Annotated in this window: 24 protein-coding genes; 13 read left to right on the plus strand and 11 right to left on the minus strand. The window is 68.4% G+C overall.

What is annotated here, in order from left to right; all coding sequences use genetic code 11:
• Positions 1 to 68: 68 nt before the first annotated feature.
• Genes B5X90_RS06440 through B5X90_RS06460 form a run of 5 tightly spaced genes read left to right on the plus strand, consistent with a single transcriptional unit; the run spans position 69 to position 4853 of the window.
• Positions 69 to 1841 carry a dihydroxyacetone kinase family protein gene (locus B5X90_RS06440; RefSeq protein WP_079551078.1) on the plus strand — a complete coding sequence of 591 codons (1773 nt, stop codon included), beginning with the start codon at positions 69 to 71 and terminating at the stop codon, positions 1839 to 1841.
• Positions 1838 to 2308: a ribose-5-phosphate isomerase gene (locus B5X90_RS06445; protein WP_079551080.1), complete on the plus strand. Its 471-nt coding sequence runs from the start codon at positions 1838 to 1840 to the stop codon at positions 2306 to 2308. The genes B5X90_RS06440 and B5X90_RS06445 overlap by 4 nt, the downstream gene beginning before the upstream one ends.
• A complete protein-coding gene (locus B5X90_RS06450; protein ID WP_079551082.1) occupies positions 2292 to 3155 on the plus strand; it encodes a triose-phosphate isomerase family protein in 864 nt (287 codons plus the stop codon). The genes B5X90_RS06445 and B5X90_RS06450 overlap by 17 nt, the downstream gene beginning before the upstream one ends.
• Positions 3152 to 3988, plus strand: coding sequence for a sugar phosphate isomerase/epimerase family protein (locus B5X90_RS06455; RefSeq protein ID WP_079551084.1), 837 nt, complete (start codon positions 3152 to 3154; stop codon positions 3986 to 3988). Before B5X90_RS06450 ends, B5X90_RS06455 begins: the two co-directional genes overlap by 4 nt.
• A gap of 1 nt (position 3989) precedes the next feature.
• A complete protein-coding gene (locus B5X90_RS06460) occupies positions 3990 to 4853 on the plus strand; it encodes a phosphogluconate dehydrogenase C-terminal domain-containing protein (RefSeq protein WP_079551086.1) in 864 nt (287 codons plus the stop codon).
• Positions 4854 to 4956: 103 nt separating this feature from the next.
• Here B5X90_RS06460 and B5X90_RS06465 read toward each other — a convergent pair whose 3' ends face one another.
• The 3 genes from B5X90_RS06465 to B5X90_RS06470 all read right to left on the minus strand — a co-directional run bounded on the left by B5X90_RS06465 (position 4957) and on the right by B5X90_RS06470 (position 7371).
• Entirely contained in the window at positions 4957 to 5598 is a 642-nt protein-coding gene (locus B5X90_RS06465; RefSeq protein ID WP_079551088.1) for an NADPH-dependent F420 reductase, read from the minus strand.
• A gap of 170 nt (positions 5599 to 5768) precedes the next feature.
• The gene (locus tag B5X90_RS21235) at positions 5769 to 5918 is read right to left on the minus strand and encodes a hypothetical protein (protein WP_179129070.1); all 150 of its coding nucleotides are present in this window, start codon (positions 5916 to 5918) and stop codon (positions 5769 to 5771) included.
• Between the two features lie 97 nt (positions 5919 to 6015).
• Positions 6016 to 7371: an LssY C-terminal domain-containing protein gene (locus B5X90_RS06470; protein WP_079551090.1), complete on the minus strand. Its 1356-nt coding sequence runs from the start codon at positions 7369 to 7371 to the stop codon at positions 6016 to 6018.
• A gap of 113 nt (positions 7372 to 7484) precedes the next feature.
• Between B5X90_RS06470 and B5X90_RS06475 the strand changes: the two genes are divergently transcribed.
• Together B5X90_RS06475 and B5X90_RS06480 are read left to right on the plus strand one after the other, a co-directional pair.
• Positions 7485 to 8831 carry a sensor histidine kinase gene (locus tag B5X90_RS06475; RefSeq protein ID WP_256860086.1) on the plus strand — a complete coding sequence of 449 codons (1347 nt, stop codon included), beginning with the start codon at positions 7485 to 7487 and terminating at the stop codon, positions 8829 to 8831.
• Entirely contained in the window at positions 8824 to 9504 is a 681-nt protein-coding gene (locus B5X90_RS06480; protein WP_079551095.1) for a response regulator, read from the plus strand. Before B5X90_RS06475 ends, B5X90_RS06480 begins: the two co-directional genes overlap by 8 nt.
• An 86-nt stretch (positions 9505 to 9590) precedes the next feature.
• Here B5X90_RS06480 and B5X90_RS06485 read toward each other — a convergent pair whose 3' ends face one another.
• The 6 genes from B5X90_RS06485 to B5X90_RS06510 form a co-directional block, all read right to left on the minus strand.
• Positions 9591 to 11036: a S8 family peptidase gene (locus tag B5X90_RS06485; RefSeq protein ID WP_256860087.1), complete on the minus strand. Its 1446-nt coding sequence runs from the start codon at positions 11034 to 11036 to the stop codon at positions 9591 to 9593.
• Between the two features lie 119 nt (positions 11037 to 11155).
• Positions 11156 to 12520 (minus strand): ammonium transporter, encoded by a 1365-nt coding sequence (locus B5X90_RS06490; protein WP_143264664.1) that lies wholly within the window; start codon positions 12518 to 12520, stop codon positions 11156 to 11158.
• Between the two features lie 295 nt (positions 12521 to 12815).
• Positions 12816 to 14027 carry a multicopper oxidase domain-containing protein gene (locus tag B5X90_RS06495; RefSeq protein WP_218670179.1) on the minus strand — a complete coding sequence of 404 codons (1212 nt, stop codon included), beginning with the start codon at positions 14025 to 14027 and terminating at the stop codon, positions 12816 to 12818.
• A 135-nt stretch (positions 14028 to 14162) separates the two neighbouring features.
• Positions 14163 to 15215 carry a CapA family protein gene (locus B5X90_RS06500; RefSeq protein WP_079551103.1) on the minus strand — a complete coding sequence of 351 codons (1053 nt, stop codon included), beginning with the start codon at positions 15213 to 15215 and terminating at the stop codon, positions 14163 to 14165.
• 43 nt (positions 15216 to 15258) lie between these two features.
• On the minus strand, positions 15259 to 15504 hold the full coding sequence (locus tag B5X90_RS06505) for a DUF2630 family protein (protein WP_079551105.1): 246 nt from the start codon (positions 15502 to 15504) through the stop codon (positions 15259 to 15261).
• A 133-nt stretch (positions 15505 to 15637) separates the two neighbouring features.
• Positions 15638 to 17512, minus strand: a complete 1875-nt coding sequence (locus B5X90_RS06510; protein WP_079551107.1) for a Na+/H+ antiporter — start codon at positions 17510 to 17512, stop codon at positions 15638 to 15640.
• Between the two features lie 173 nt (positions 17513 to 17685).
• Between B5X90_RS06510 and B5X90_RS06515 the strand changes: the two genes are divergently transcribed.
• The 4 genes from B5X90_RS06515 to B5X90_RS06530 all read left to right on the plus strand — a co-directional run bounded on the left by B5X90_RS06515 (position 17686) and on the right by B5X90_RS06530 (position 20141).
• The gene (locus B5X90_RS06515) at positions 17686 to 18252 is read left to right on the plus strand and encodes a type 1 glutamine amidotransferase domain-containing protein (protein ID WP_079551109.1); all 567 of its coding nucleotides are present in this window, start codon (positions 17686 to 17688) and stop codon (positions 18250 to 18252) included.
• Between the two features lie 204 nt (positions 18253 to 18456).
• Positions 18457 to 18870: a VOC family protein gene (locus tag B5X90_RS06520; RefSeq protein ID WP_079551111.1), complete on the plus strand. Its 414-nt coding sequence runs from the start codon at positions 18457 to 18459 to the stop codon at positions 18868 to 18870.
• A 94-nt stretch (positions 18871 to 18964) separates the two neighbouring features.
• Complete coding sequence (locus tag B5X90_RS06525) at positions 18965 to 19174, plus strand: hypothetical protein (protein ID WP_079551114.1); 210 nt, start codon at positions 18965 to 18967, stop codon at positions 19172 to 19174.
• A gap of 145 nt (positions 19175 to 19319) precedes the next feature.
• A complete protein-coding gene (locus B5X90_RS06530; RefSeq protein ID WP_256860089.1) occupies positions 19320 to 20141 on the plus strand; it encodes an alpha/beta fold hydrolase in 822 nt (273 codons plus the stop codon).
• 32 nt (positions 20142 to 20173) lie between these two features.
• On the opposite strand, the gene B5X90_RS06535 is transcribed toward B5X90_RS06530, so the two are convergent.
• The gene (locus B5X90_RS06535; protein ID WP_079551116.1) at positions 20174 to 20908 is read right to left on the minus strand and encodes a GAF and ANTAR domain-containing protein; all 735 of its coding nucleotides are present in this window, start codon (positions 20906 to 20908) and stop codon (positions 20174 to 20176) included.
• Between the two features lie 244 nt (positions 20909 to 21152).
• Here B5X90_RS06535 and mgtA point away from each other — a divergent pair, with 244 nt between their 5' ends.
• Both mgtA and B5X90_RS06545 read left to right on the plus strand, forming a co-directional pair.
• Positions 21153 to 23888, plus strand: coding sequence for a magnesium-translocating P-type ATPase (gene mgtA, locus B5X90_RS06540; protein ID WP_079551118.1), 2736 nt, complete (start codon positions 21153 to 21155; stop codon positions 23886 to 23888).
• Between the two features lie 118 nt (positions 23889 to 24006).
• Entirely contained in the window at positions 24007 to 25371 is a 1365-nt protein-coding gene (locus B5X90_RS06545; protein WP_079551120.1) for a phosphoribosyltransferase, read from the plus strand.
• Positions 25372 to 25435: 64 nt separating this feature from the next.
• Here B5X90_RS06545 and B5X90_RS06550 read toward each other — a convergent pair whose 3' ends face one another.
• A complete protein-coding gene (locus B5X90_RS06550) occupies positions 25436 to 26122 on the minus strand; it encodes an SRPBCC family protein (RefSeq protein WP_218670180.1) in 687 nt (228 codons plus the stop codon).
• Positions 26123 to 26124 lie beyond the last annotated feature (2 nt).

Raw genomic sequence — 26124 nt, forward strand, 5'->3', positions numbered from 1 at the left:
CCCGCCGCGCGCCACACAGCCGCGGCGGGCACCCTCCAAACAGCTTTCCCTCTTCCAGGAGTACCCCCATGACCCGCCTGTTCAATGACCCCGCAGCCTTTGCTGACGAAATGATCGAGGGCTTCGTCGCCTCCCACAGCCGCTGGGTCAGGCGTGTCTCCGGCGGCGTCGTCCGCAACACCCGGAGCACTCCGGGCACCGTGGCGCTCGTGATCGGCGGCGGCTCCGGACACTACCCTGCCTTCGCCGGACTCGTGGGCCAGGGCCTGGCCCGCGGTGCCGCGATGGGCAACCTCTTCGCGTCCCCGTCCGCCCAGCAGATCTACACCGTGGCCAAGGCCGCCAGCAACGGCGGCGGCGTCCTCCTGGGCTACGGCAACTACGCCGGCGACGTCCTGCACTTCAACCAGGCCCAGGCCCGGCTCCGCGCCGAGGGCATCGACTGCCGCAGCATCGCGGTCACCGACGACGTCTCCTCCGCCCCGCCGGCCGAGCACGCCAAGCGCCGCGGGATCGCCGGTGACCTCACGGTCTTCAAGGTCGCCGCCGCCGCCGCCGAGGCCGGGTACACGATGGACCAGACAGTCGAGATCGCCGAGCGCGCCAACCACCGCACCCGCTCCTTCGGTGTCGCATTCTCCGGCTGCACCCTGCCGGGCGCGGACCGCCCGCTCTTCTCCGTCCCCGAGGGCCGCATGGCCGTCGGGATGGGCATCCACGGCGAGCCCGGCATCGGCGAAACAGGCGTCCCGACGGCGGACGAACTCGCCGAACTCCTCGTCGCCAAACTCCTCACCGAAATTCCCGACGGCGTCGAAGGCGGCATGGCTTCCGGCGGGACACGGCGCGTTGTCCCGATCCTCAACGGCCTGGGCAGCGTCAAATACGAGGAACTGTTCGTGGTCTACCGCCGCGTCGCCCAGCTCCTGGCCGAGGCCGGACTGGAAGCCGTCGACCCGCAGGTGGGTGAGCTCGTGACCAGCTTCGACATGGCCGGCACCTCCCTGACCCTCTTCTGGCTCGACGACGAACTCGAGTCCCTCTGGCACGCGCCTGCCGACGCCCCGGCCTTCCGCCGCGGCGCCGTCACGGCGGCGGCCCTGGAAGCCACGGACTACACCGACCTCGCCGAGATCGAGGCGGCCATCCCGGATGCGTCCGACGAATCCCGCGCCACGGCCGCCCGGGTCCTGGCCGCGCTGGGAGCCGCGAAGGACGTGGTGGACGCCAACGCCGAGGAACTGGGCCGGATCGACGCGGTCGCGGGCGACGGCGACCACGGCATCGGCATGGAGCGCGGCGTCCGCGCCGCCGTGGACGCCGCGGCAGCCGCCGTCGCCCGCGGAGCCGGCGCAGCCACCACCCTCCACCTTGCCGGCGACGCCTGGGCCGACAAAGCAGGCGGCACCTCCGGCGCCCTGTGGGGCATGGCCCTCCGGGCCGTCGGGGACGCGCTCGGCAACACTGCCGCCCCCGACGCCGGCGCTGTCGCCGCCGGAGTCGCCCGCGCCGCGGCCGCCATCATGGACTTCGGCAAGGCCGCGCCGGGCGACAAAACCCTTGTGGACGTCCTGGTCCCGTTCCGCGACGCCCTCGCCGGCGGCGTAGACGCAGGGGGATCCCTCACGAAGGCATGGGGCGCCGCGGCCACCGTTGCGCAGCAGGCAGCAGAAGACACCGCCCAGCTCCTGCCCCTCATGGGCCGAGCCCGCCCGCACGCCGAGAAGAGCCTTGGCACCCCGGACGCGGGCGCGGTGTCCATGGCGCTGATCGTCCGAGCAATTCACAACACTCTCCTCGAGGAAACAGTCGAGGGAAAAACAGTCAAGGAGAACGCATGAGCGCCAAACTGCGCCTGGTCATCGGGGCCGACGACGCCGGATTCGAGTACAAGGAAGCCCTTAAGGCAGACCTGGAAGCCAGCGGGCTCGTCGAGTCCGTCCGTGACGTCGGCGTCGACGCCACCAGCCACACCCCGTACCCCTCCGTGGCCATCGCGGCCGCCGAACTCATCGCCTCCGGCGAGGCCGACCGCGCCCTGCTGGTGTGCGGCACCGGCCTCGGCGTGGCCATCGCCGCCAATAAGGTCCCGGGCGTCCGGGCCGTCACCGCGCACGACAGCTTCTCGGTGGAACGGGCCATCCTCAGCAACAACGCCCAGGTCCTCACCTTCGGCCAGCGCGTTGTCGGCCTGGAGCTGGCCCGCCGGCTGGCCCGGGAATGGCTGACCTACACATTCGACGAAACCTCCGCCTCGGCCGAGAAGGTCACACTGATTAAGGACTACGAGGGTGTCACTTCCTGCTAACCCCGCCACAGCCGGTCCAGGCGCAGCCGCCGGCCGTGCCGCCCGCACAACGCAGCCACGGGCCGTCATCGGCGTCAGCCTGAAAATGTACTTCGGCTACCAGCGCACGTTGGACTACTGCCGCGAGGTCGCCGCCGTCGCACTGGCACACCCCGCCGTGCAGAGCGGCGAGATCGAACTGTTCGTCCTCCCGGCGCTGCCCGCGCTGCCCGAGGCGGCCCGGATCCTCGGCGTGGCCGGGGCCGGCGCCGGCGCGCAGGACATCTTCTGGGAAGACGAGGGCGCCTACACCGGCGAGGTTTCCGGCCGGACGGTCGCCGAACTCGGCGGCCGCTACGCCGAAGTGGGCCACGCCGAGCGGCGCCGGATCCTCGGCGAGGATGACAGGACAATCGGCCTCAAGACCGCCGCCGCCTACCGCAACGGCCTCACGCCGGTGCTCTGCGTCGGGGAACTGCAGCCCGGCTCCGTGGAGGAGGCCCTCCGTCACTGCACTGCGGACATCGACGCCGCCCTCAACCGGGCGCGGTCCCTCGGACCCGCGGCCCGGACCATCGTGGCCTACGAACCGCAGTGGGCCATCGGTGCGTCCGAACCGGCCACCCCGGAGTACATCAGCGCCGTCATCACCGGACTCGACACGCACCTGCGTTCCCTGCCCGGCCAGGCCGAGAGCCGGGTCATTTACGGCGGGAGCGCCGGCCCCGGCCTGATTGGCCGGCTCGACGACGCCGTCGCCGGGCTGTTCCTGGGCCGCTTTGCCCACGACCCGCAGGCGCTCAAGACCATCCTGGACGAAACGGCCGCCCGCCTCGGACTCCTGGTGACGGCGGGAGGCCGGCCATGAGTTCCACGAACGGGCAGGGTTCCGAGAACGGGCCGGGTTCACGAATCGGTCTCAGCAGCTACGCGTTCTTCTGGCAGCTCTCGGACCAGGTCTCCGCGCCGCTGACCCTCCAGGAAGCGCTGGCCGAAACCGCGGCCCTGGGCGTGGACCTCTTCCAGATCTGCGATTACGCCCCGCTGGAGGCAATGACGGATGCGGAACTGGCCGCCGTCCGGGCCACGGCCGATGCCCTCGGGATTTCCCTGGAGCTCGGCACCAAGGGCATCCGGCCGGAGCATCTGAAGAAGTTCCTGCGGCTCGCCGGGATCCTGGGCGCGCCGCTGCTGCGGACCATGTTCAACGTCCCGGGCCACACCCCGGACGCGGACGAGGCCGTGGCGATCTTCACCGGTCTCCTGCCAGAATTCGAGGCGGCAGGGGTGAAGATCGCCGTCGAGACCTACGAACAGGTCCCCACAGCCCTGGTCCTGGAGGTCATCGCCCGGGTGGACAGCCCGTACCTGGGCATCTGCAGCGATCCCGCCAACACCGTGGCAGCGCTGGAATCCCCGCGCGAGGTGATTGACGCCGTCGCGCCGTATGTCCTGAACATGCACATCAAAGACTTTGCGTTCAGTCGCAAGGAGGGGTGGGTCGGGTTCACGTATTCCGGCGCTCCCCTCGGCGAAGGCCTCCTGGACTATGCCTACATGGCCCGGAAGCTGCAGCCCAAAGAAAGAAACATCAACCAGATCATCGAGCACTGGCTGCCGTGGCAGGCCTCCGAAGAAGAGACCATCCGCCTCGAAAAGCAGTGGACCCAGCAAAGCCTCGATTTCCTAAGGAGTAACTGAAATGTCAGCAGAACAATTGACCGTGGCCGTCATCGGAGCCGGAGGCAAAATGGGGCTGCGTGTTTCAGCCAACCTCCAGAAGAGCGCCCACACCGTCTACTACAGCGAGAACTCGCCGGCCGGCCAGGACCGCGTCCGCGCCGAAGGCCGGGAAATCAGCACCACCGAGGACGCCATCAAGGACGCCGACGTCGTGATCCTCGCGGTCCCGGACACCGTCCTGGGCGTCGTGTCCCACGGCGTGGTCCCGCAGATGAAGTCCGGCGCCATCCTGCTCACCCTCGACCCGGCCGCCGCCTACGCCGGCCTGCTCGCCAAGCGCGACGACGTCGTCCAGGCCGTGGCCCACCCGTGCCACCCCTCGGTCTTCCTCGAACGCACCACCAAGGAAGAATGGGCCGACACCTTCGGCGGCCAGGGCGCCCCGCAGAACGTGGTTGCCGCGATCGACGAAGACGCCACCGAGGCCGCCCGCGCCGCCGCCGAGGCCACCATCAAGGTCATCTACGCCCCGGTGATCGACGTCCACTGGGTCACCGTCAAGCAGCTCGCCATCCTCGAGCCCACCCTCGTGGAGACCGTCGCCTGCATGATCGGGACCCTGCTCCAGGAAGCCCTGCACGAGACCGTGCACACCGCCGGCGTCCCCGAGGAAGCAGCCAAGGCCATGCTGTTCGGGCACGTCCAGATCGCCCTGACCAACGCCCTGCGCGGCTCCAACCCGTTCTCCGAGGCGTGCGAAATCGCCATCCAGTACGGCAAGGACACCATCATCAAGGACGACTGGAAGAAGATCTTCGACGACTCCGAGCTCGACTACGTCATCGCCAAGATGCTCAAGCTCGAGCCCGCTGTCCAGCGCTGACCCCTAACCCCCGGCCGAATTCGCCGGAAGGCTGCGAGGTCGCCGAAAAAGTCCGGCGACCTCGCGGGCTTCCGGCGAATTCGCGCGTCCGGGCCAGGGCGGGTCAGATGGTGCGCGAAGCCTTGGCGAGGTTCTCCGTGAGCTCGGCCGCGTTCTGCCGGATCACGTAGGCCGGGCGGTCGCGTTCCGTGCGCCAGCTTTCGGAGAGCGGGCCCATGTTGACGGTGTCGAAGCCGAATTCGTCATAGAGCCTGGTCACCAGCTCAGCCGCTTCCGGGAAGTCGCTCGCCGTGGCCAAGGCCCGGCGGTTCGGGGTGCCGGCCGGCGTCCCGTCCGTGGTGATCTGGGAGAACATGATGTGGTTGAAAGCCTTGGCCACCTTGGACTGGGGAAGGTGCTCCTGCAGCAGGCCGGACGTGGTGGCCTCGCCGGCATCCAGGGACGGGATATGCCCGTCGCGTTCCCAGTAGTAGTTGTTGGTGTCGAGGACGATCTTGCCGGCCAGCGGTTCCACGGGGACGTCCGGGAGGCTCCTGAGCGGCACGGTGACGACGGCGAAGTCGCCGGCTGCGGCCGCCTCGGCCGGCGTCGCGGCCCTGGCCCTTGGCCCCAGTTCCGCGACGAGCTCCGCCAGGGTTTCCGGCCCACGCGAGTTGCTGATCACGACGTCGTAGCCGAGCTCCACGGCCTTGCGGGCGATCTGGCCGCCAATGTGTCCTGCACCGATGATTCCGATTGTTGTCATGCCGGAGCAACACCCGGGCAGGCGAAGATATTTCGCCGGTTACGGACTGTGTGCGCCGGGGACCGTCAGGACGCCGCGCGGCAGGCGGGTCCAATTCGCCGGAAGCCTCCCCGCTCGCCGGAAAGTTCCGGCGAGCCCGCAGGATTCCGGCGAATTGGCGCGCAGGAAGGCTAGGCCGCGGGGCCCGGTTCGTCGTCGGTGTCCGGGCCTTCTGCCGCGTCCTGGGAATGGGCGCGGTCGTCGAAGGGTTCAGCCGACGCATCACCTTCTGCGGGGGTCTCGCTGTGGTGGCGCTCCGGCGCCTGTGAGTCGTCGCTCATGTCCGCTCCTTAGCTGCTCCTGCGGTGGATTGCTGGCTATTTGAACATCTAGCTCCCGCAGCGAGAGGGCTGTCAAGGGCCCCTGAATCCGGGGGATTCAGAAGGGCGCCCGCCCACCGGCATGGCTGGAATCCGGATTGATTTCCTTGCGGGGGCGCAGGGCATAGTCGCGGGAGCGCTTGCTGGAGAGCGCCAGAAGCAACAGGATGTCCAGGGTCAGGCCGGGGAGATTGGACTTCAGCGTGATGTCCGGGCCGCCGTGGAAGACATCGACGGCCTGGAAGCAGATGGCGGCCGTGCTCAGCGCCATGGCCACCGTCCGGGCCCAGTTTCGGCCGAGGAACACGAACCACGCCAGCAGGATCTCGGCCACGACAAAGAGCAGGACGACCACCGTTGCGGCGCTGACGGCCAATTCCGCCTGGGCCTCCGTGACCGCCGGCCCGGCGACGGGCCGCATCAGCGAGCCGACGTGCGCGTCCTTGAAGAACACCAGGGACAGCGCCAGCAGCGCGGCCGCCGCCGCGCGGGCACCGACGAAGAGCGCCCCGACGATCGTGGTCGAAGGACGCCTGGTGCGGCCCCCGCCGGGGGCCGTGACGGACGCGGTCTGCTCAGCGGCGGTCTGCCGGAGATCGACGATCGGGAGGTTGCCGTCGGTGGTGATGGTGTCGCCCCCGCCGTTGCGCGCGTGATAGCCGGTGGAAAAATCACGGATCACCCGGAGCCCGGCCGCGGGATCGGCTCCGGTAATGGCGCCGACCACATGGTCGCGTTCAGCGTCGGTGTTCTCATCGATCTTGTGGGTGATCTGCAGGGTAAACAGGGACAGCCCGACGCTGCGGTCATATGTGCCGGCCGCCAACCAGTCGACGGCCAGCCCGCCCGGCAGCAGCCAGCCGGGCGGGCAACGCCAGAAACGGACGTGGTGCCGTTTGCCCGGGGTGCCGTCGACTTCCTGCTGGTAGGCAAAATCCTGCTGCCGGCCGAACAGGAACAGCGGACTGACCGGGGCCTCGAGATAGCTGCGGCGCAGGAGGGTGGAGGAGACGATCCGCCGGCTGCTGGCCAGGGTCACGTCATTCGCCCTTGTCCAGCCCGCGGACCGCATCACGCCATGGATCTGTGGTTCCGATCCCAGCAGCGCGATGTTCACGGGATCGCCCAGCAGCCCGTCGCTGGTGCGCGCCCGGCCGATGAAGTAGTCCGGAACGTAGAGCCGGGTCAGGATCCGGTGCAGGCGGGGGAGCACCAGGTAGGCGAGCAGGGCCCAGAAGATGAAGAGGAACCAGACCTGCGCCCAGCCCCATTCGAAGCTCAACTGCACCAGCAGCGCGGTCAGCCACACGGCCGCAACGCCGCCCACCACGAAGAACACGCTGTCCAGCACGGAGTACGGCGCCGTGTCCGCGGGGGCTGCGACCTCAACCGCTGCCTTGGTCCTGGCCGCCATACTACGCCCGCTATCGACGGAGGGCTGGCTCGAAAGATGAATCTTCTGGCCCCAAGGTGGAGCGCGGCCGGATGTGACCTGCCGGTGACAGCCGCCGTGGATAGGGTGACAGCATGGAACCACTACTGAAAGTTTTGCGGCATTGGGGCGCCCCCGCGGCGGCCGTTCTCTTCTTCACGCTGTGGTGCGTGGCCGCGGCCGGGCGGATGGGCCCGGGCCTGCACACTTGGGAGGGGACGTGGCCGCTGATCCTCATGACGGCGGCGGTTGCCTGCGCCGCCTGGAAGCCCTACGCGTCGCTCGGATTCACGGCAGGGCTGCTCGCGGGCCAACTGGGGTACGCCATTCCCGCGATGCACTCCAACCACTGGGCCATCTACGTCGGGGCGTTCGTGGCCCTGGCCTTCATCCAATGGACGGCCCGGCGAAGGACACGCTTCATCGCGGCGGCCGCCAACGTGGTGTTCGCCGGCGCCATGACCTTCCTGATGCTGTCCTGGCGCTACGGCAACGGCGTCGGCTGGTTCCGGCCGCTGTTCATGGGCGACCGGTGGATGCTCCAGGACTACGGCTGGCAACTCTTTTCGCTGCTGCTGGTGATCGCGGGGGCCTGCGCCGCCGTCGGACTTCTGCTGGCGATGTACCAGGAACGCGGCAGCCTGTTCCGGGCCAGGACCATCGCCCAGACCAGCCTCAGGGAAGCCGAGGTGGACCTGATCGTGGAGCAGGAACGGACCCGGATCGGCCGGGACCTGCACGACGTCCTGGCCCACTCACTGGCCGTGATCGCGGCGCAGGCGGATGGTACCCGCTACCTGAGCAAGGACCAGCCGAGGGCCGTGTTGAACGCCCTGGAGAACATCGCGACGTCGGCCCGGAGCGCCCTGGTGGACGCGCAGCGCGTCATCGAGGGGGTGCACGACGACGGCATGGTCACGCCCCAGCCCCGGCTCAGCGACGTCGGGCCCCTCGTGGCGCGCATGCAGGGCAGCCTCGAGATCGAACAAAGCGAGTCCGGCACGCCCGCCGAGCTCTCCGCCGGGCAGCAGCTCGCCGTCTTCCGGATCATCCAGGAATGCCTGACCAACGCCCTGAAGCACGGCGGCCGCGGCACCGCGGTGCGCCTGCACTTGGACTGGAGCGGCCCGGGGCTGACCCTGCACGCGGCGTCCGGGATCCCGGAGACCACAGGAAGGGACAGCCCGGACCCCGCCACCGAAATGCGGGTGGGCCGCGGCCTCGCCGGGATGCGGGAACGCGCCCACCTCGCAGGAGGCTGGATGACGTCCGGCCCGGATGGCGAGCAGTACCGGGTGACCGTCTTTATCCCCTACGGCACAAGGTTGGCCGACGCCGACGCCGAGGCTGCCGCCGCCAGCGCGGAGCCGGACCTGGTTCCCGCGGGAAGCCCTGCAGCGCGCCCGGGAATGCCGCTGGCGGAAGCCGGCGACCGTGGCTGATGCCGGGGCGGCCATTACCGTGGCGATCGTCGACGACCAGGCCCTGTTCCGTGCGGGAATCCGGATGCTGGTGGAGAGCCAGCCGGACATGGCGATGGCCTGGGAAGCCGGCGACGGCGCGCAGGCGGCGGCATCCGCCGTCGAACGGTGCCCCGACGTGATGCTCATGGACCTGCGCATGCCGGTCCTTGACGGCGTCGGCGCCACGCGGCGGATCGTGCGGCAGGCGGAGGCCGCAGGCACCGGCGCGCCGAAGATCATCGCCCTGACCACGTTCAACCGGGACCAGGCGGTGGTTGACGCAGTGCACGCCGGGGCCAGCGGCTACCTGCTCAAGAGCGCCGAACCGGAGTTCCTGCTCGCCGCGATCCGGACGGTGCACTCCGGGTACTCCGTGATTGCGCCGGGATCAGTGCAGGATTTGTTCCAGCATGCCGCCCGGACGGTGCCGGCCGGGGGACCGGACCTGTCCGCGCTGGAGGTGCTGTCTGCCCGGGAACGGGACGTCTTCCTGCTCGCGGCCAAGGGGCTGGCCAACGGTGAGATCGCCGGAAGCCTGTTCGTATCCGAGGCGACGGTCAAGACACACCTCAGGAGCGTGCTGGGCAAGCTGGGCCTCGGGACCCGGCTCCAGCTGGTGGCCTTCGCCTATGAGCGCCGGCTGCTGGGCTGAGACCCGGCTGGGCCCTCGGCTGAGACTCGCCGAGGGCCTCTGGCGCGGCGGCGACTTGCGCCGCCGGATGCCTCACCGCCGTAGCGTCAGAAGCTCACCGTCTGGGTCAGGTATCCGTAGTACTGTCCGCCGACCGGGTGGATGGGATCGCCGCCGAAGCCGTAGTCGTGGTGCCGCTTAGAGTACGACTTTGTCAGGTCCAGGTACTGCTCCATGACGTGCTCGGCTGAGCCCGTGCAGGCCTTCTGGCTGATGCAGAGGGCCACGGACCCTGCCACGGCCGGGCTGGCAAAGCTGGTGCCGTTGCTTACGTTGTAGCCGCCGGGCCAGGTGGAGAGCATGCACACGCCGGGGCCGGCGACGGTGTGGGCCTTGTCGTCACTCGTGGTGGCGAAGTTGGAGAAGAACGCAGGCTGGTCATCCTTTTGCCCGTACTTCGAAAAGTCGTCGGGGCCGCAGATCGGGGCGGCATCCCCGCCGGACTTTCCGTCGAAATCGCCCATGGCGGTGGCGGTCAGTACTTGGTCGTACGTGGCCGGCACTGTGTTGGCGAAGTCCTCACCGGCGTTGCCGGCCGCGACGGCATAGGTGACACCGGCCCGGACCGAGCGGCAGATGGCGTAGTGCATTGGGTCCGTGCCCTTGCCGCAGTTGGGCGTGTCCGCGGCACCGCCGGCGATGCTGATGTTGGCCACGGCGATGTCGTTGCCATCGTCATGGTCCTTGCGCGTCGAGGTCACCCAGTCAATCGCGCAGATCAGGCTCTGCTCGGAGATCAGGCCGTTGTCGTCAACCACCCGGACAGACCACAGTGGCGTGCCCGGGGCGGTTCCGATGACGCCCAGGCGGTTGTTCCGGGCGCCGATCACGCCCGCGACGAATGTCCCGTGGCCCAGGACGTCAACGGGGGTCACATCGACGGGCGAGCCGGACTGGCAGTCGACGCCGCCCTTGACGTTCAGGTCCGGGTGGGTCGCATCGATGCCGCTGTCGATCACGGCGACGTTGACGTTGATCCGGCTTGGCCCCCGGTCGAGGGCCTTTCGGACGTCTGAGCTGGTTCCGGCGATCCGCTTGCGCCAAAGGGGTGTCTCCTGGGTGGCCGCGGTTCCAAGATCCCGCGGTTGCTGGAAGGTCCGTCCTGCCGTGACGAAGTCGACGCTTGGGTCGGCCTGGACGCGTTGCGCCTGGGCCGCCGTCAGGGTGGCAGAGTAGCCGTTCACAGCGTTGCGGTAGACCTTCGATGCCGTGAATCCGTAAGCGCTTTGCTGGGCGGCCGCCGCCGCTCCGGCGTCCACGACGCCGTCCTTGAGCACCACGATGTAGTTTTGCGCGGGGGCGGCCGCGTTAGAAGGAGCCGCCGCCATCAGGCTGCCGCCGGCCACCAGGGCAAAGGCCGCCAGCGAGGCCAGCCCGCGCCCGAACCAATCTGTGTCTGGTCTGGGAAGGGAGCTGCGCCGGTGTCTGCGCGGGGTCCGCGCCACCGATGTTAGCTTCGGTTTTGATGCCTTGCGGCTGGCTTGGCTGAACATCGTGGCCTCCCATTAAGCGAGTTCGCTAATTCGAGTGCCCCCCGCCCATATCTTAAGCCTCCGGCCGCGTCTTACACCCGGGCCCTTTGGAAAAACTTGTGCCGGGCCCGGCGGCCGGCTCAGACGAGGCTGTCTTCCTTTGCGCGTGCGGATGCGTTTTCCGGTGCCCGGCCGGCCGCGTGGGCCGACGTCGCCGCGTGGGCCGCCGTCGCGTGTGCCGCGCCGGGGTGGTGGCCGAACGGGTTGAACCGGCTGAAACCCAGCTCGGCAAAGGCATACGCGGTCTCGGCGTGTTCGGACCGGTCGACTCCGGCGAGTTCGTCCTCGCGGCTGACCCGGAATCCCAGCGTCTTGTGGATGGCGAGTCCGATCACCGCGGTCCCGAGGCCGGACACGGCCACCGTGATGAGGACGGCCACGGTCTGCGCGATGACCTGGTGGAGCCCGCCGCCGTAGAACAGCCCGCCGCCGGCACCGTCCACCGGGAGCGCAATGAAACCGAGGGCGAGTGTGCCGATCAGGCCGCCGCCGAGGTGGACGCCGACGACGTCGAGCGAGTCATCGAAGCCAAACTTGAATTTCAGGTCCACGAACACGGCGCACGCAGCACCGGCCACGAAGCCAAGGCCCAGCGCGGCGAGCGGGCTGATGTTGGCGCACGACGGCGTGATCGCCACGAGGCCGGCGACGGCGCCGGACGCCGCGCCCAGGGAGGTGTGGTGGCCGTGGCGGACCTTCTCCGTCACCAGCCAGCTGATCATGGCTGCGGCAGGGGCGGCCAGGGTGTTCACCCAGATCAGGCCGGCCTGCTCCACCGTGGTGGCGGCGCCGGCGTTGAAGCCGAACCAGCCGAACCACAGGATGCCCGCGCCGAGCATGATGAAGGGGATGTTGTGGGGGCGGTGGCCGGGGTCCTTGCCGAAGCCGTGCCGGTTGCCCAGGATCATGACCAGGACCAGCGCCGCGGTTCCGGACGCGATTTCCACTACGGTGCCGCCGGCGAAGTCGATGACCTGGCCGAAGACGGCACTTACGGCGCCGCCGGCACTCATGAGGCCTCCGCCCCAGACCATGAAGGCCAGGGGGCAGTACACGAGGGTGATCCAGACGGGGACGAAGAGGGCCCAGGAGGTGAACTTCGTGCGGTCCGCGATGGCGCCGCTGATGAGGGCCACGGTGAGGATGGCAAAAGTGGCGCTGTAGCCGGCCTTGATCAGGTCCGGCGAACCGATGAGGCTGCTCAGGCCGAAGCTCGCGAACGGGTTGCCGAACACGCCGAGGACGCCCTGCCCGGTGCTCATCGAGTAGCCCCAGAGGACCCACACCACGCCGACGATCCCGATCGAGACGAAGCTCATCATCATCATGTTGAGCGAGGCCTTGGCCCGCGTCATCCCGCCGTAAAACAGGCCCAGGGCCGGGGTCATCAGCAGAACCATCGCTGCCGACACAATCATCCAGACGCTTCCAGCAGTGAGCTCCACCGGCGGGTCCCTTCTCGTCAGTCTTCCGTACCGGGACACGTCGCCGCCGGCCCCCCGATCCGGATTTAATCCTCGCGGAGCCATGTTTCCGGCAGTGAGGCGAAAAGTTGCGGGCACGTTACGGGAATCGCGACGGCGTGAAGTTCGCGTGACCGGCATGTTTCGGGAATGTAAACGGGGCCTCATGTGCCCGCCGGACACGTGCCGCCCTGCGGCGCCGGAGGGCCGGGACGCCGGCGGTGTGAGTTGATCCTCTGCCGGCGGGCCGTGAGCCACCGGCGCGACTGATTTCCGGCTACAACGTGTGGCCGGAGTGGACGCTGTGGTCGTTGCCGGGGCTTGTTGCGTTGGTCACCCGGTAGCGGACCAGCATCCCGGCGCTGATGTGATCGTTGACGTGGCAGTGGAACAGCCACGTGCCGGGGTCATCGGGGACCATGTCGGCCGTCACCATTGTCGCTGGGAGCAGGCTCACAACATCAGTGCGCATTCCCAGGGCCGTCACGGTGTTGCCATGCCAATGCGGGGTGTGCAGGTCCACCTCGGTGCCCATGCCCATGAGGTACCAGCGGACCCGTTCGCCCTTCTTCATGGTCATGGCGTCCAGCGGAAGGTTGCCGAAGACGTAGCCATTGACGGAGTGCATCAAGTTGCTCTCCTTGAACTCCTCATTGCCTGGGTCCACTGAAGCGGGGTCACCTGCGAACCGGGTGATGTTGCGTTGCAGGTACGGACTGGCGTTCTCATCGCTGACCTTGAACTGCACGAAGAATTCGCGGTCCACATCCTCTGGGGTGCCGTCCGCGCGCGCGGCGCTGGCCTTCGTTATGACCATGGGACCCACCAGACCGGCGTAGTCATCGCCAACTTCATCCGTGTGCGAGTGGTACATCCACATCACCGAACTGCCATCCATCGGGCCAGGGCCGGCACGGTCCGGAACTTTGTAGCTATAGGTGTAGACGGCGCCCGGGTCGACTGCGTCGTCCCGGTGATCTGCCGGGCTGGTCCCGTCGTTGTACGGGGAGCCTTCACTGCTCTTGTCATAGAAGACGCCGTGGGTATGCACGGAGACGGGGCGATCCAGGTTGTTTTTGAAGACCAACTTGATCGTGTCCCCGACGACGGCGCGGATGACCGGCCCCAGCATGCCTAGATGCTGATCGGCAGCGGTCCGGGGCTTGAGCGTCCTGAACGAGGAAGTGGTGTACTCCCGGTACAGGGACTTGACGTAGGTGCTGCCGATGCGTTGCGGTCCCTGTTGAGTGAAGACGGCGGCGATCTCGTCGAACGGCTCACCCGTGATCTGGTTGCTGCCGGTCGGCGCGTAGTTCCAGTCGACCTCATCCGCGCCGATGAAGTACGTGCGCGTCTGCGGCACGTAGTTCCTCTTGGCCGGCGCCGTTGCCGTGGCTGACCCGGAGATGATGATAATCGGGGCCAAGGCCGCGACCATCCCCACAACCATGATGAGCACGATCCATCGCGGCCAGAATAACGGTGCCATCCGGGCTTGCCGAGGCGTCATGGCGTGTTCGCCCATGATGCTGTCCCCTTTCAAATACGGGGCCGCCGGATGACACGGCCTTGTGGAACGGTATCAGCGGGATCTTTGACGAACCTTGGGTCCGCATTCAAGAACCTAGTGATAGTAGAACCCCGGTTCCAGGCCGAGCTGAATCTCAAGGCAGCGGCCGGTCGCGTTCCAGCTGCCCCTTGTGCCCAGTTGGCCGCTCAGCCGCTGCATCCGGGCGGCAATGGCGGGCGCCGACCCGCGGGCCAGGCGCGCCTGGAATCCGGCGATGATGGTCGGATGCAGCCGAAGCGTGCGGGGTGAGCCGGCGTCGGTGTCGAGCATGAACACGAAAGACTGGTCATTGCGCTCGACCGGGTCCACAGCGTAGTCGTCAATGAAGTCCCCGGCGCTGTAGATGATGGGACGGTTGCGGTGGATGCCGACGCCGCGAAATATGTGCGGCGAGTGGCCAAACACGACGTCGGCCCCGGCCTCGATGAGGTCCCGGGCAAGGTCCTGGTGCCCGGCCGGGACGTCGTAGCCCCAGTTGCCGCCCCAATGGGCTGACACGATGAGGACCTGGACGCGGGCCTTGGTCCTGGCGACCAGCTCCAACAGTCCGTCCCGCCGTGCCCGGCGGCGCCGGCCGCCGTCGGTCACCGGTACGTCGGTCACGGGGCCGTCATCCAGGGAAGCGTCGTCCACCGGGACGTAGTAGACCCCGGGAGCCACGGGGCCCGCCTCCCAGCCGGGCTCGTTGTCCGTGAAGGCAATGAATCCGACGGCGACGGCGCCCGCGCGCCACACGGCCGGGCGGCGGGCGGCCTCCAGGTCGGGGCCGGCGCCGGCATGGAGGATGCCGCAGCCGTCCAGCGCCGGCAGCATCTCCCCGAACGCGTCCTGGCCGAAATCCAGGACGTGGTTGTTGGCGAGCGAGACGGCGTCGATGCCGGCCGCGAGGAGGCTGGCGACGTTCTTCGGGTCCGAGCGGAAGTGGAAGATCTTGCCGGGCTCGGGTTCGCCGCCGGCCGCCAGGACACACTCGAGGTTGGCGATGCGGACATCGGCCCGCTCCAGGACCGCCAGCGTGTCGCCCCACGGATAGGCAGGCCGGGCCGCTGCCAGGTGCCGGTTCACCAGCCGGCCCAGCATGACGTCGCCCAGCAGCGCGATCAGCATGGCCTGTCTGTCTGCCTGCCTGCCTGTCAGCTCAGGGCGCGGGCTAGCTTTGGTAGCCCTCAACCTCGCTGACCGGCCGCACTTCCGCCTCGTCGGGGTTCTCGCCATAGTCTTTTTTGGCGCGCCGCTGGCGGAGCAGGTCCCAGCACTGATCCAGCTGTTCTTCCACCTGCTGCAGCCGGAGGATGTCCGGGCCTCCGGTCCCGCCAGACTGGGCTGAGCCTTCGCGGAGGCCGTGTTCCTCCTCCACCAGGGCCTTGATGCGCTCCAGGATGTCTTGGTTGTCCACGGTGTCCTCTTTCCGTCCGACGGCGGCGGGCCGCCTTCTCTTCGCCAGGTCCCTTCCAGCCTACGGAGGGAACGGTGCGGTGAACAGAGGCGCCCGGGCCCGGCGCCGGACGGCGCTGCCTGGCGTCTGCGGCCTAGCCAAGGAGTTCGTCCGGGTAGCACCAGCGCCAGTCCTCGCCCGGCTCGACGCTGCGCATGACGGGGTGGCCGCTGAGTTGGAAGTGTTTGTACGCGTGGGTTCCCGGCGAGGAATCGCAGCAGGCCACGTTGCCGCACTGCAGGCACATCCGCAGATGCACCGTCGTCGTCCCCTCCCGTTCGCACGCCTCACAGAAGGGACCAGTCGGGACGGTGAGATCCGGGGCGGACTCCAGATGCGGACAAACGCCGCGGGGCCGGGCGATTCCCTCGCCTCCGCTGCCGCCGTCGCCATCCGGTTCCTCCAATGCGGCGTCCAGCATGGACTCTTCGACGTCGAGGCGGTCAAGGACGTTGACCAGGACCTCGTGGGCGTATCCGCCGCCGCGCCGCAACTCGAGGACCTTGGCCCGCTCGGCATCCAGCATTGCCAGCCGGAGCTGGGCGTAGCGCTGACTGGGCGTGGCGGCCTCGGCGGACGGCCGTCCCAGCCGCTCCCATGCGGCCAGCCCGCGCTCCTGGGTGCGCCGCTTCAGCATCGCCACGACCTCCGGAGGATCGGCGTCCGAACGCAGTTCCTGGAGCCGCTGCACGCCCGCCGCCGTCGCCATCTGCATCAGCGAGGCCTCGTTGAGCGCGTCCTCGCGCGGGTCCGGGCCCTTCACGTGCAGCAACCGGACCAGGGCCGGGAGCGTGAAACCCTGCAGGGTCAGCGTGCCGGCCACCACCACGAGGGCCATCAGGATCAGGACCGACCGGTGCTCCAGCTCCGCCGGCAGGACCAGGACGGCGGCCAGGGTCACCACGCCGCGCATGCCGGCCCAGGAGACGATCGCGGGATACTGCCAGGGCGGCGCGGGATCCACGCGCCGGACCGAGGGAATGAGCCGCGGCAGGTAGGTGGTGGGGAAGACCCAGATCGGACGCAGGACCAGTACGGCGACCAGCACCACGGCACAGCCGAGCCAGATCCGTTCGGGTCCCAGCGAATCATCCCGGACGCCCTCGATGATGGTCCGGACTTGCAGCCCAATGAGGAGGAACACAGAGTTCTCAAGCAGGAACTGCACCGTGTGCCAATTGCTTCGCTGGCTCAGCCGCGCGGCCCCGTTCGGCATGGACGGCGCCTTGGTTCCCATGATCAGCCCTGTGACGACAACGGCCAGGACCCCCGAAGCGTGGATCGCTTCCGCCGGGAGGTAGGCCACGAGGGGGGCGATCAGGGAAATGGAGGTGTTGATGGCCACGTTGCGGATCCGCTTGCGGAGCGCGGTGAGCACGAAGGCCGCGGCAACGCCCACCGCCACGCCCCCGCCGGCCGCCAGGACGAAGCCGCCGGCGATCTCCGCGGCGGAGACAGCTCCGGCGATCGCGGCGATGGCGGCGCGCAGGCAGACCAGCGCCGTGGCGTCGTTGACCAGCGACTCGCCCTCCAGGATGGTGACAATCCTGCGGGGCATGCCCACCTTGCGCGCGATCGCCGTCGCGGCGACGGCGTCCGGCGGCGCGACCACGGCGCCCAGGGCCATGGCGGCCGCCAGCGGGATCTCGGGAAAGAGCCAGGCGACCACCAGCCCGATGCTGACGGTGCCGAAAATGACGTAGCCCACCGACAACAGGCCGATGGAGCGGCGGTTGGAACGGAAATCGAACAGCGAGGTCTGCAGCGCCGCCGCATAGAGCAGCGGCGGCAACAGCCCGACCAGAACGATTTCGGGGTTCAGCTCGATGGTCGGAACGAACGGCAGGAACGAGCACACCACGCCGGCCAGCACCAGCAGCAGGGGGACGGAGATGTTGATCCTTTGGCCCAGCGCGCTGCAGGCACAAACGATGGCGACGAGGGCCAGCAGCCCGAAAGCGACTTCCATTGGCCCATTCTCTCAGCTTCCCGTCCTGTGCCGGCGGGGTCCCCGCAATGCATCATCAGCTTGCTTACGACTTGGCGGCTTTCTAGAGTTAAGACTGCAAACTAAGTGGGACACTGCGCGGGCGCCGGCACTGAACGAATGGTGCCCGCCCGCGCCCGGCACGAGGAGGACACATGTCAGAGCACAATCTTTCCGGCAAGAAGGTCGCGTTCCTGCTGACGGACGGTGTGGAGCAAGTGGAGCTGACCAGCCCGTGGGATGCCGTGAAGGAAGCAGGCGGTGTGCCAACCCTGGTCTCGCCGAAGAGCGGAGAGCTGCAGGGCTACGACGGCACCGAAAAGGGGCAGCGGTTCGCCGTCGACCTCGCCGTGGGGCGGGCCGATGCCGCCGATTTCCACGCCCTGGTTATCCCCGGCGGCGTGGTCAACGCCGATCACCTCAGAGTCGACAAGGAGGCCCAGGCCTTCACGCGTGCCTTCTTTGAGCAGCACAAGCCCGTCGCCGCCATCTGCCACGGCCCGTGGCTGCTTATCGACGCCGGCGTGGTCAGCGGCAGGAACCTGACCTCGTACCACACGCTGCAGACGGACCTGAAGAATGCCGGCGCGATCTGGACTGACGAGGAGGTCGTGGTGGACCAGGGCCTGGTGACCAGCCGCAGCCCGCGTGACCTTCCGGCCTTCAACGCCAAACTCGTTGAGGAAATCGCCGAAGGCGAGCACGCAGGCCAGACGCCGTAGCTGTACTCCCGCCGCAGCGTCCGACGGCGGCACCGGCCGCCGTCGGACGCTTTTGGCGGGACATTCATCTGTTTGTCGTCGGCTGCCCGGTTCCGCGGCCGGACACCTACCCACGCTGTTGGTTTTGCGGCAGGATATGCCCTGTACCGTGCACCGTCGTCGTTGCCGCCAGGCCGGCGCCCTCAACAGCAAGGAGTTTCGGACATGACTACGCTCAATCCCTACCTCGGCTTCCGCGACAACGCGAAAGACGCCATGACCTTCTACCAGTCGGTGTTCGGCGGGGAACTGACCATGAGTACCTTCGCCGAATACCACGCCAGCGAAGACCCGGCGGAGCAGGAGAAAATCATGCATGCCCAGCTCAGGACCGACGCCGGCATGGTGCTGATGGGCGCCGACACGCCCAACAGCATGGACTACACCCCGGGCAACAACTTTTCCGTATCCCTGAGCGGATCCAACGAAGCTGAGCTCCGCGGGTACTTCGACAAGCTGGCCGACGGCGGCACAATCGCCATGCCGCTCGAGAAGGCACCCTGGGGCGACGTCTTCGGCATGTGCAAGGACAGGTTTGGTGTGGACTGGCTGGTGAACGTCGGCTCCGAGCCCGCCTAGGCGGGCCCCCGGCCGCACCGGCAGTTAGGGCTATCCTGAATGCAGCCAGGACAGTCCAAGCGCGAGTCCATCCCCTGGCCAAGGGAGCCATGCAATGACCGAGAAGCTGCACCTCAGCCCGGAAGATGACTTCCCGGAGGACCTCAGCAAGTTGCCGGACAAGGATCTTCAGGTCCTCGACAGCCAAGTCGAGCGCCAACTGGACTATGAGTACGTGGTGGAGGGGGAGCCGAATCCGGAGACGGAATTCCGGCACTATGATCTCGATGAGGAGTTCGAGGAGCGGGAAAAGCGGGACGACTGATCCGCCGGGATCATCGTGAAAGGGCCTGCCGCCCCGCACGGCGTCAGGGCCGTAGCCAGCAGGCTTACTAGACTGGGCTGACCACCCGGCGACGAAACGAGCCCTTCATGACCCCGGCAGCTGCCACGCGGTCCCTCCTGTACCCGTGCTCCCCGCCGCGGTCGTTCCCGGCATGACCGGTCCGGTCCGCCTGGAGATTTCCGCCGCGGGCCACGCCGGCCACGTCTTCGCCTCGCGCGAGATGGCCGGCGGGTCCGCGCCCGCCGTCGTGCTCATCCACGGAATCGGCGCGTCACACCGCTACCTGCGCCGGCTGCACCGGCTCCTGGCCGGGTCAATGGAAACCTACTCCATCGACCTTCCGGGATTCGGCGCCACCCCCAAGCCCGCGTACCAGCTGTCCATTGACGACCACGCCCGATACATCCTCGGCGCCCTGGAACAGCTCGGCGTTGCGGAAATAGTGCTGGTGGGGCACTCAATGGGAACACAGATGGCCCTGGAGGCGGCCCTGCAGCAGCCGGAACAGATCTCGAATGTGGTGCTGATGGGTCCCGTCGTGGACCCCAGGCACGGCACCGTAGCGCAGATGGCCCTGGCGCTGGCCCGGGACTGCCTGTTCTACGAGAGCCCCTCCTCGAACGCCGTGGTTTTCACCGACTACCTGCGTTGCGGCCCGTCCTGGTACCTCAAGACCCTGCAGGTCATGATGGATTACCCGATGGAACAGAAGATCGCCGGCGTCAGCGCGCCTGTGCTCGTGGTGCGCGGCGCCAATGACCCCATCGCGGATGCAGACTGGAGCCGCCGGCTGGCCGGGCTCGCCCGCCGCGGGCGGCTGCTGGAGGTGCAGGGAACGGGGCACGTCGTCCAGCACAACCGGGCACTCGAGGTGCGGGACGGCATTCTGGCGTTCGCGGGCCTTGGCGCGGCAGCGGGCGACCCGCTGCCCGGAAGCCCGGCCTGACCGCACTGGCCGCACTGACCACTCAGTGCCGGTCAGACCTCGAAGTGCGTCCGGGTTGGGCCCTGCCCGAGTGACTCAACGACGCCGGCCGCGACGGCGTGGAGCTTGATGTTCCGGGCGCTCGAGGCCGACTTGAGGAGCTCGAACGCCTCGTCCTGCCTGCAGCGGTTCTGCGCCATGATGATGCCGACGGCGACGTCGATCACGGTACGCGTCTCCAGGGTGGCCTTGAGGTTGGCGGCTGTATCGCTGCTGTGCGCGAACCGGACCGCGAGGCGCAGGGCCATGGAGGTCTGGTGGACAAAGTCACGGGCCAGCTCCGTGGCGCGCTCGTCGAACCGGCCCGGGCGGTGGGAATAGAGGTTCAGGGCGGCACGGGTCTCGCCTTCCAGCAGGAACGGCAGCGCCAGGATGGACCGGAAGCCGTGCCCGCGCACCGTGGCGGCGTACTGCGGCCAGCGGCCATCCAGATCCAGGTCGTCAACGTGGACGGTTTCCTGTTCCCGGGATGCCGTCATGCAGGGGCCGTCGCCGAAGGTGTACTGGATCTCGTCCATGGCCTGCGCGGCGGGGCTGCTGCTCGCGACAGTGGCCGCCTTCTTTTCCCGCAGGAGCGTGATGCCGCACAGGATCTCGTCCCCGGGCTCGGACAGGCTGCGCGCGGATACGCGGGCCAGCTCCCCGAGGAAGTCCTCGACGTCGGAGCTGCTGAGCACCAGTTCATGCAGCTGCTGGTTTATTGAATTTGCGGTTGACTCGCTGACCACTTATCTGTTGTGCCGTTTCACTCAGGTCAAGACGACCCGGCTGTGCTTCCCACCGCGGCAAGTGGCGGATACGGCAGCGGCCGGATCGAAGAACAATCCAACGGCTCGCTGCAAAACCGTACCGGGAGAGTATATACAACGCGGAAACGCAGGTTCCACACGGGGCTCCGGACTGGGCGGCTCCTGAACCGTTCGTCCCGGGCATAAGCTGTGCCTTAGGCGAAATGTCGCGAACGGATTCCACATGCCGGACCTGGACGTCAAGGACTCACCCTCCGCCCCGCTGGCGATCGCCCGCGCCGCGGTCCGGCCCGTTGCCGCCGTGTTGGAAGAGCTGGGCTCGGGCGGGAACGGACTGACGGGTGCCGAAGCGGGCAGGCGCCTGACAGAACTCGGCCCGAATGCGGTGCGGACCCACATGGCCAGCGGGTGGTCGGTGCTGGGCCGGCAGCTGGCCAGCCCCATCCTGCTCCTCCTGCTCATCACCGCCGGGCTTTCACTGTTTCTCGGGGACGCCACGAACGCGATCGTCATCGGCGTGATCCTGCTGGTCAGCGTCGGGCTGGGGTTCAGCAACGAATACCGGGCCGAACGCGCTGCAGAGGCCTTGCATTCCCGCGTCACGCACCGCGCCGTCGTCGTCCGCGACGGAAGTCCGGGCGAAATCGACGTCACCGCGCTGGTGCCCGGCGACGTCGTCCACCTGGGGATCGGCGCGATCATTCCGGCCGACATGCGGGTGCTGACGGCCAAAGACCTCCTGTGTGATGAAAGCATCCTGACCGGGGAATCGCTGCCGGTCGCCAAGGATCCTGCGCCCGTGCCGCAGGATGCCCCGCTGGCGGACCTGACCAGCTGCCTCTTCATGGGGACCGTGCTCCAGTCAGGCAGCTGCACGGCGGTGGTGGTCGCCACCGGAGGCCGGGCGGAATTCGGCCGGATTGCACTGGGTCTGGGCGAACGTCAGCCGCAGACCGAGTTCCAGCTGGGCCTCAAACGGTTCTCCTTCCTGCTGCTGCAGGTGGCCATCGGACTGAGCTCGCTCATCTTCGTCGCGAACCTGCTGCTGCACCGGCCGGTGATCGAATCCCTGCTCTTCTCCCTGGCGATCGCGGTCGGCATCACTCCGCAACTGCTGCCCGCGGTGGTCAGCACCAGCCTTGCCACGGGCACCCGCCAACTGGCCCGGCGAAAGGTCCTGGTGAAGCGCCTGGTTTGCATCGAGGACCTGGGCGACATGGACATCCTGGTCACTGACAAGACCGGGACGCTGACCGAGGGCCGGATCAGCTTCACCGCCGCGCTGCCCGTCGGCGCGGGCATCGAGCCCGCTGAGCTGCTCACGCTCGGACTGCTGGCGACAGAAGCCGAATACGCCGAGGCGAGGCTCTCTACGGTCGGACTGAACCCCTTGGATGCCGCCCTCTGGGAGTCACCCGACGCGGCGGCCTTCCGGCCGGAGCGCTACGAACGCCTGGACGTCATAGACTTCGACCACCAGCGCCGCCGGACCAGCGTGCTGGTGCGCGAAGCGAACGGACCGGCCCGCATCATCACAAAAGGCTCGCCGGAAGATGTCCTGGCCCTCTGCGTGGGCACGCCGGCGGACGTGCAGGCGATGCTGGACAGGCAGTTCGACGCCGGATCCCGGGTGGTGGCTGTCGGAACGCGACCCGCGGGCGCCCTGGAGGACCTGACGCCGTCCGACGAGAAGGATCTGGTCCTCGCGGGTTTCCTCATCTTCCTGGACCGGCCCAAAGCCAATGCCCGCGGCTCCCTTGACCAGCTCGAGGCGCTCGGCATTACGGTCAAGATCGCCACCGGCGACAACGCCAGGGTCGCCGAAAAGGTCTGTGACGAACTCGCTGTGCTCTCCGGCGGGACGCTCAGCGGCGCCGCCGTGGAGGCCCTGTCCGATCCGGAGCTGGCCGCCGCCGCACGGGAGGCGAGCATCTTCGCCCGAGTGTCGCCCGAACAGAAGGCGCGGATCATCCGGCTGCTGCGGCTAAGTGGCGGCGCCGTCGGGTTCATGGGCGACGGCGTCAACGACGCCCTTGCACTGCATGCCGCGGACATCGGCGTTTCGGTCGACAGCGCCACGGACGTCGCCAAGGACGCCGCCGACGTCGTGCTGCTCGACAAGGACCTGGGGGTGTTGGCCGAGGGCGTCATGGAAGGCCGGCGGATCTTCGCCAACACCATTAAGTACGTTCTCATGGGCACGTCCAGTAACTTCGGCAACATGTTCAGCGCGGCCACGGCGTCCGTGGTGTTGAGTTTCCTGCCCATGCTGCCGGGCCAGATCCTGCTTAACAACCTGCTCTACGATGCCGGCCAGCTGGCCATCCCGGGCGACCGGGTGGACAAGGAACAGCTGGTGGCCCCATCGCACTGGGACATCGGCTTCATCCGGCGTTTCATGTTCCTGTTTGGTCCCATCAGTTCCATCTTCGACTTCGCGACCTTCGCCCTCATGCTGTTCGTCTTCGACGCGGTTCCGGGCGAATTCCGGGCCGGCTGGTTCATCGAGTCCATAGTGACGCAGACGCTGATCATCTTCGTCATCCGGACCCGGCGCGTGCCCTTCTTCCGGAGCAGGCCGTCGCTGGGCCTGGTCGGTGCCTCCCTGGGCGTGGTGGCCCTCGGCGTGTACCTGCCGTTCTCGCCCCTGGCCGGCGTGCTGGGCTTCGATCCGCTGCCTATGCCGTTCTTCCTCGCCTTGCTCGGGATGGCAGTGGTGTACCTGGTGCTGGTGGAAATGGCGAAAGTCTGGTTCTACGCCCGGGCCGCCCAGCAGCCTGTTTCACGCGGGCCGGCGGTGCTCCGGCACCGCGGCCAGACCCACCGCATTGCCCGCCGGGCCGCCCGCTTCAGCATCCCGGCGGCCAGGCCGCTGCTCGTCCACCGGGGTCAGGGCTGGCGCCGGCGACGCAAACTCGGGCATAAAGGCCCTCACAGGGTTTCGGGCGCGGGCGGATAGTTGGAGGCAGCGGCCACCTGGTCCTGTTCGGGTTAGGGGAACCCGTAGGAGCGCACCAGTTTCAGCAGCACACGACTGATGGCCGATGGCCCACGCTTCGACTTGAAAGCCATAGCCCATGAGCATCTTTGAAGACAGGGTCGACGCCGGCAGGCAGCTCGGCAGGCGTCTGGCGGAATTGCGTGGCCAGGACATCGTGGTCCTGGGCCTGCCGCGCGGCGGCGTGCCCGTGGCCTTCGAAGTCGCCGCCGCCCTGGATGCTCCCCTGGATGTGATTGTGGTGCGGAAGCTTGGGCTTCCCTACCAGCCCGAGCTCGCCATGGGGGCAATCGGTGAAGGCGGCGCCAAAGTCCTGGACGAGGAGGTCCTGGCCCATGCGCGGGTCAGCGGTGCGGAACTCCAGTCTGTTGAAGAACGCGAACGCGCCGTGCTGGAAAACCGGGTGGTCCTGTTCCGGAAGGGCCGGACCCGGCACGACCTGACCGGACGCATCGCGGTGATCGTCGACGACGGGATCGCCACCGGCTCCACCGCCCGCGCGGCCTGCCGGGTCGCCCGTAAACAGGGTGCGGCCCGCGTGATCCTGGCCGTTCCGGTTGCCCCCGCCGAGACCCTCGCCGACCTGACGGAACCGGACGAAGTGGTCTGCCTCGCGACGCCGCGCCAGTTCACCGCCGTCGGATACCACTACCGGGACTTCTCGCCGACTGACGACGACGAGGTGCTGCGCCTGCTCGATCTTGCGGCCAAACGCGTCGAGGCCGCACCGCCGCCGTTCTGGACCTCGACGGCGACCCGCGCCGACACTGCCGCCGACGTCGACGAGGAAGTGGAGATCCCGTCCCGCGGGGTGCGGCTCCAGGCCCAGCTGCACCTTCCGGTGCCGGCCAGCGCCGTGGTGCTGTTCGCCCATGGCAGCGGCAGCGGCCGCCACAGCCCCCGGAACCGGTACGTGGCCGGTGTCCTGCAGCAGGCCGGTCTCGGCACGCTGCTGCTGGACCTGCTGACGCCGGCGGAGGAGCGCCACCGCGCCAACGTCTTTGACATCGAACTCCTGGCCCGCAGGCTGTCCTCGGCCACGGACTGGCTTTCCACCCGGGCGGACACGGCCTCCTGCGCTCTGGGGTACTTCGGTGCAAGCACGGGAGCCGGGGCTGCACTGTGGGCGGCGTCGGAGCCGTCGGCGCGGATCGCGGCCGTCGTGTCCCGCGGTGGCCGCCCCGACCTCGCCGGCCCGCGGCTGTCCGCCGTCAAAGCGCCCACGCTGCTGATTGTGGGGAGCCTGGACCACGAGGTCCTGGAACTGAACCGCCGGGCGAAGGCGATGATGCGCAGTCCCAGCCAGCTCGCCGTCGTGCAGGGGGCAACGCACTTGTTTGAAGAGCCGGGCACGCTCGCGGCGGCGGCCATCCTGGCGCGGGACTGGTTTATCGACTACCTTCTGTCCCCGAACGGTGCCGGCGCGCGGGCCGTGGGCGTCTGAGGAGACCGCGGGCGGCTGATGGGGCCAGAACCGGGGAGGTCCGGGAGCACGAATTCCGCGGACCCTAGCTCCGGCGGCCCTCTGCCCTCGACCGGATCCCTAGAAGCATCCGCCGTTCCATCACGAACTGGACCGGTTCCAGCAGTGCACGCAGGGCCAGACCCTCCGCCAGGGGCGAAAAGTCGTACCGGGTGCGGGAGAGCAGCCTGGTGGCCTGGGGCCCAGCGGGTCGCAACACGAACGTCCAGCCGACGTCCAGCCGGCGGCCGGTGGGACCGACCCCTGCCGGCGACATCCTCCCCGTGCGCAGATCGATGGATCCGCCCAGCCCCAGCACCGCCCCGGACTGGATGAGCCGGACCGGAAGGCCGCCGTCGGGGGACAGCGGAACGACGTCGCCTACTTTCAGGCGCTGCAGTTCCGGGAGGATCCGGTCCGCACTCCGGATGCCCAGACCCGCGCCGCGTTCGAGCCAGTCGTAGGAGTAGAAGCCGCCCCGCCCGGCGCCCATCTGGACAAGCCACGGCCAGACCTCTGCCACCGGGGCCGCAATAGTGATCGCGCGGGTGCTCTGCATGCGCGGGCCGGGCACGATCTCGTCCCCGGCGAGCGGGCCGGCGGCCTCCTGGGTGGTGGCCCCCCAGCGCAGGAGCCGCGGCCGGACAGCCAGGACATAGGCTGCGCCCGCCGATGCCGCAGCCAGCGCCGCGAGCGGTCCGCGCAACCGGCCGGGGACACGCTGACCGCTCACGC

Origin of the sequence: Arthrobacter sp. 49Tsu3.1M3 (assembly GCF_900168135.1) — a bacterium.
In the GTDB taxonomy this organism is placed as follows: Bacteria; Actinomycetota; Actinomycetes; order Actinomycetales; family Micrococcaceae; genus Arthrobacter.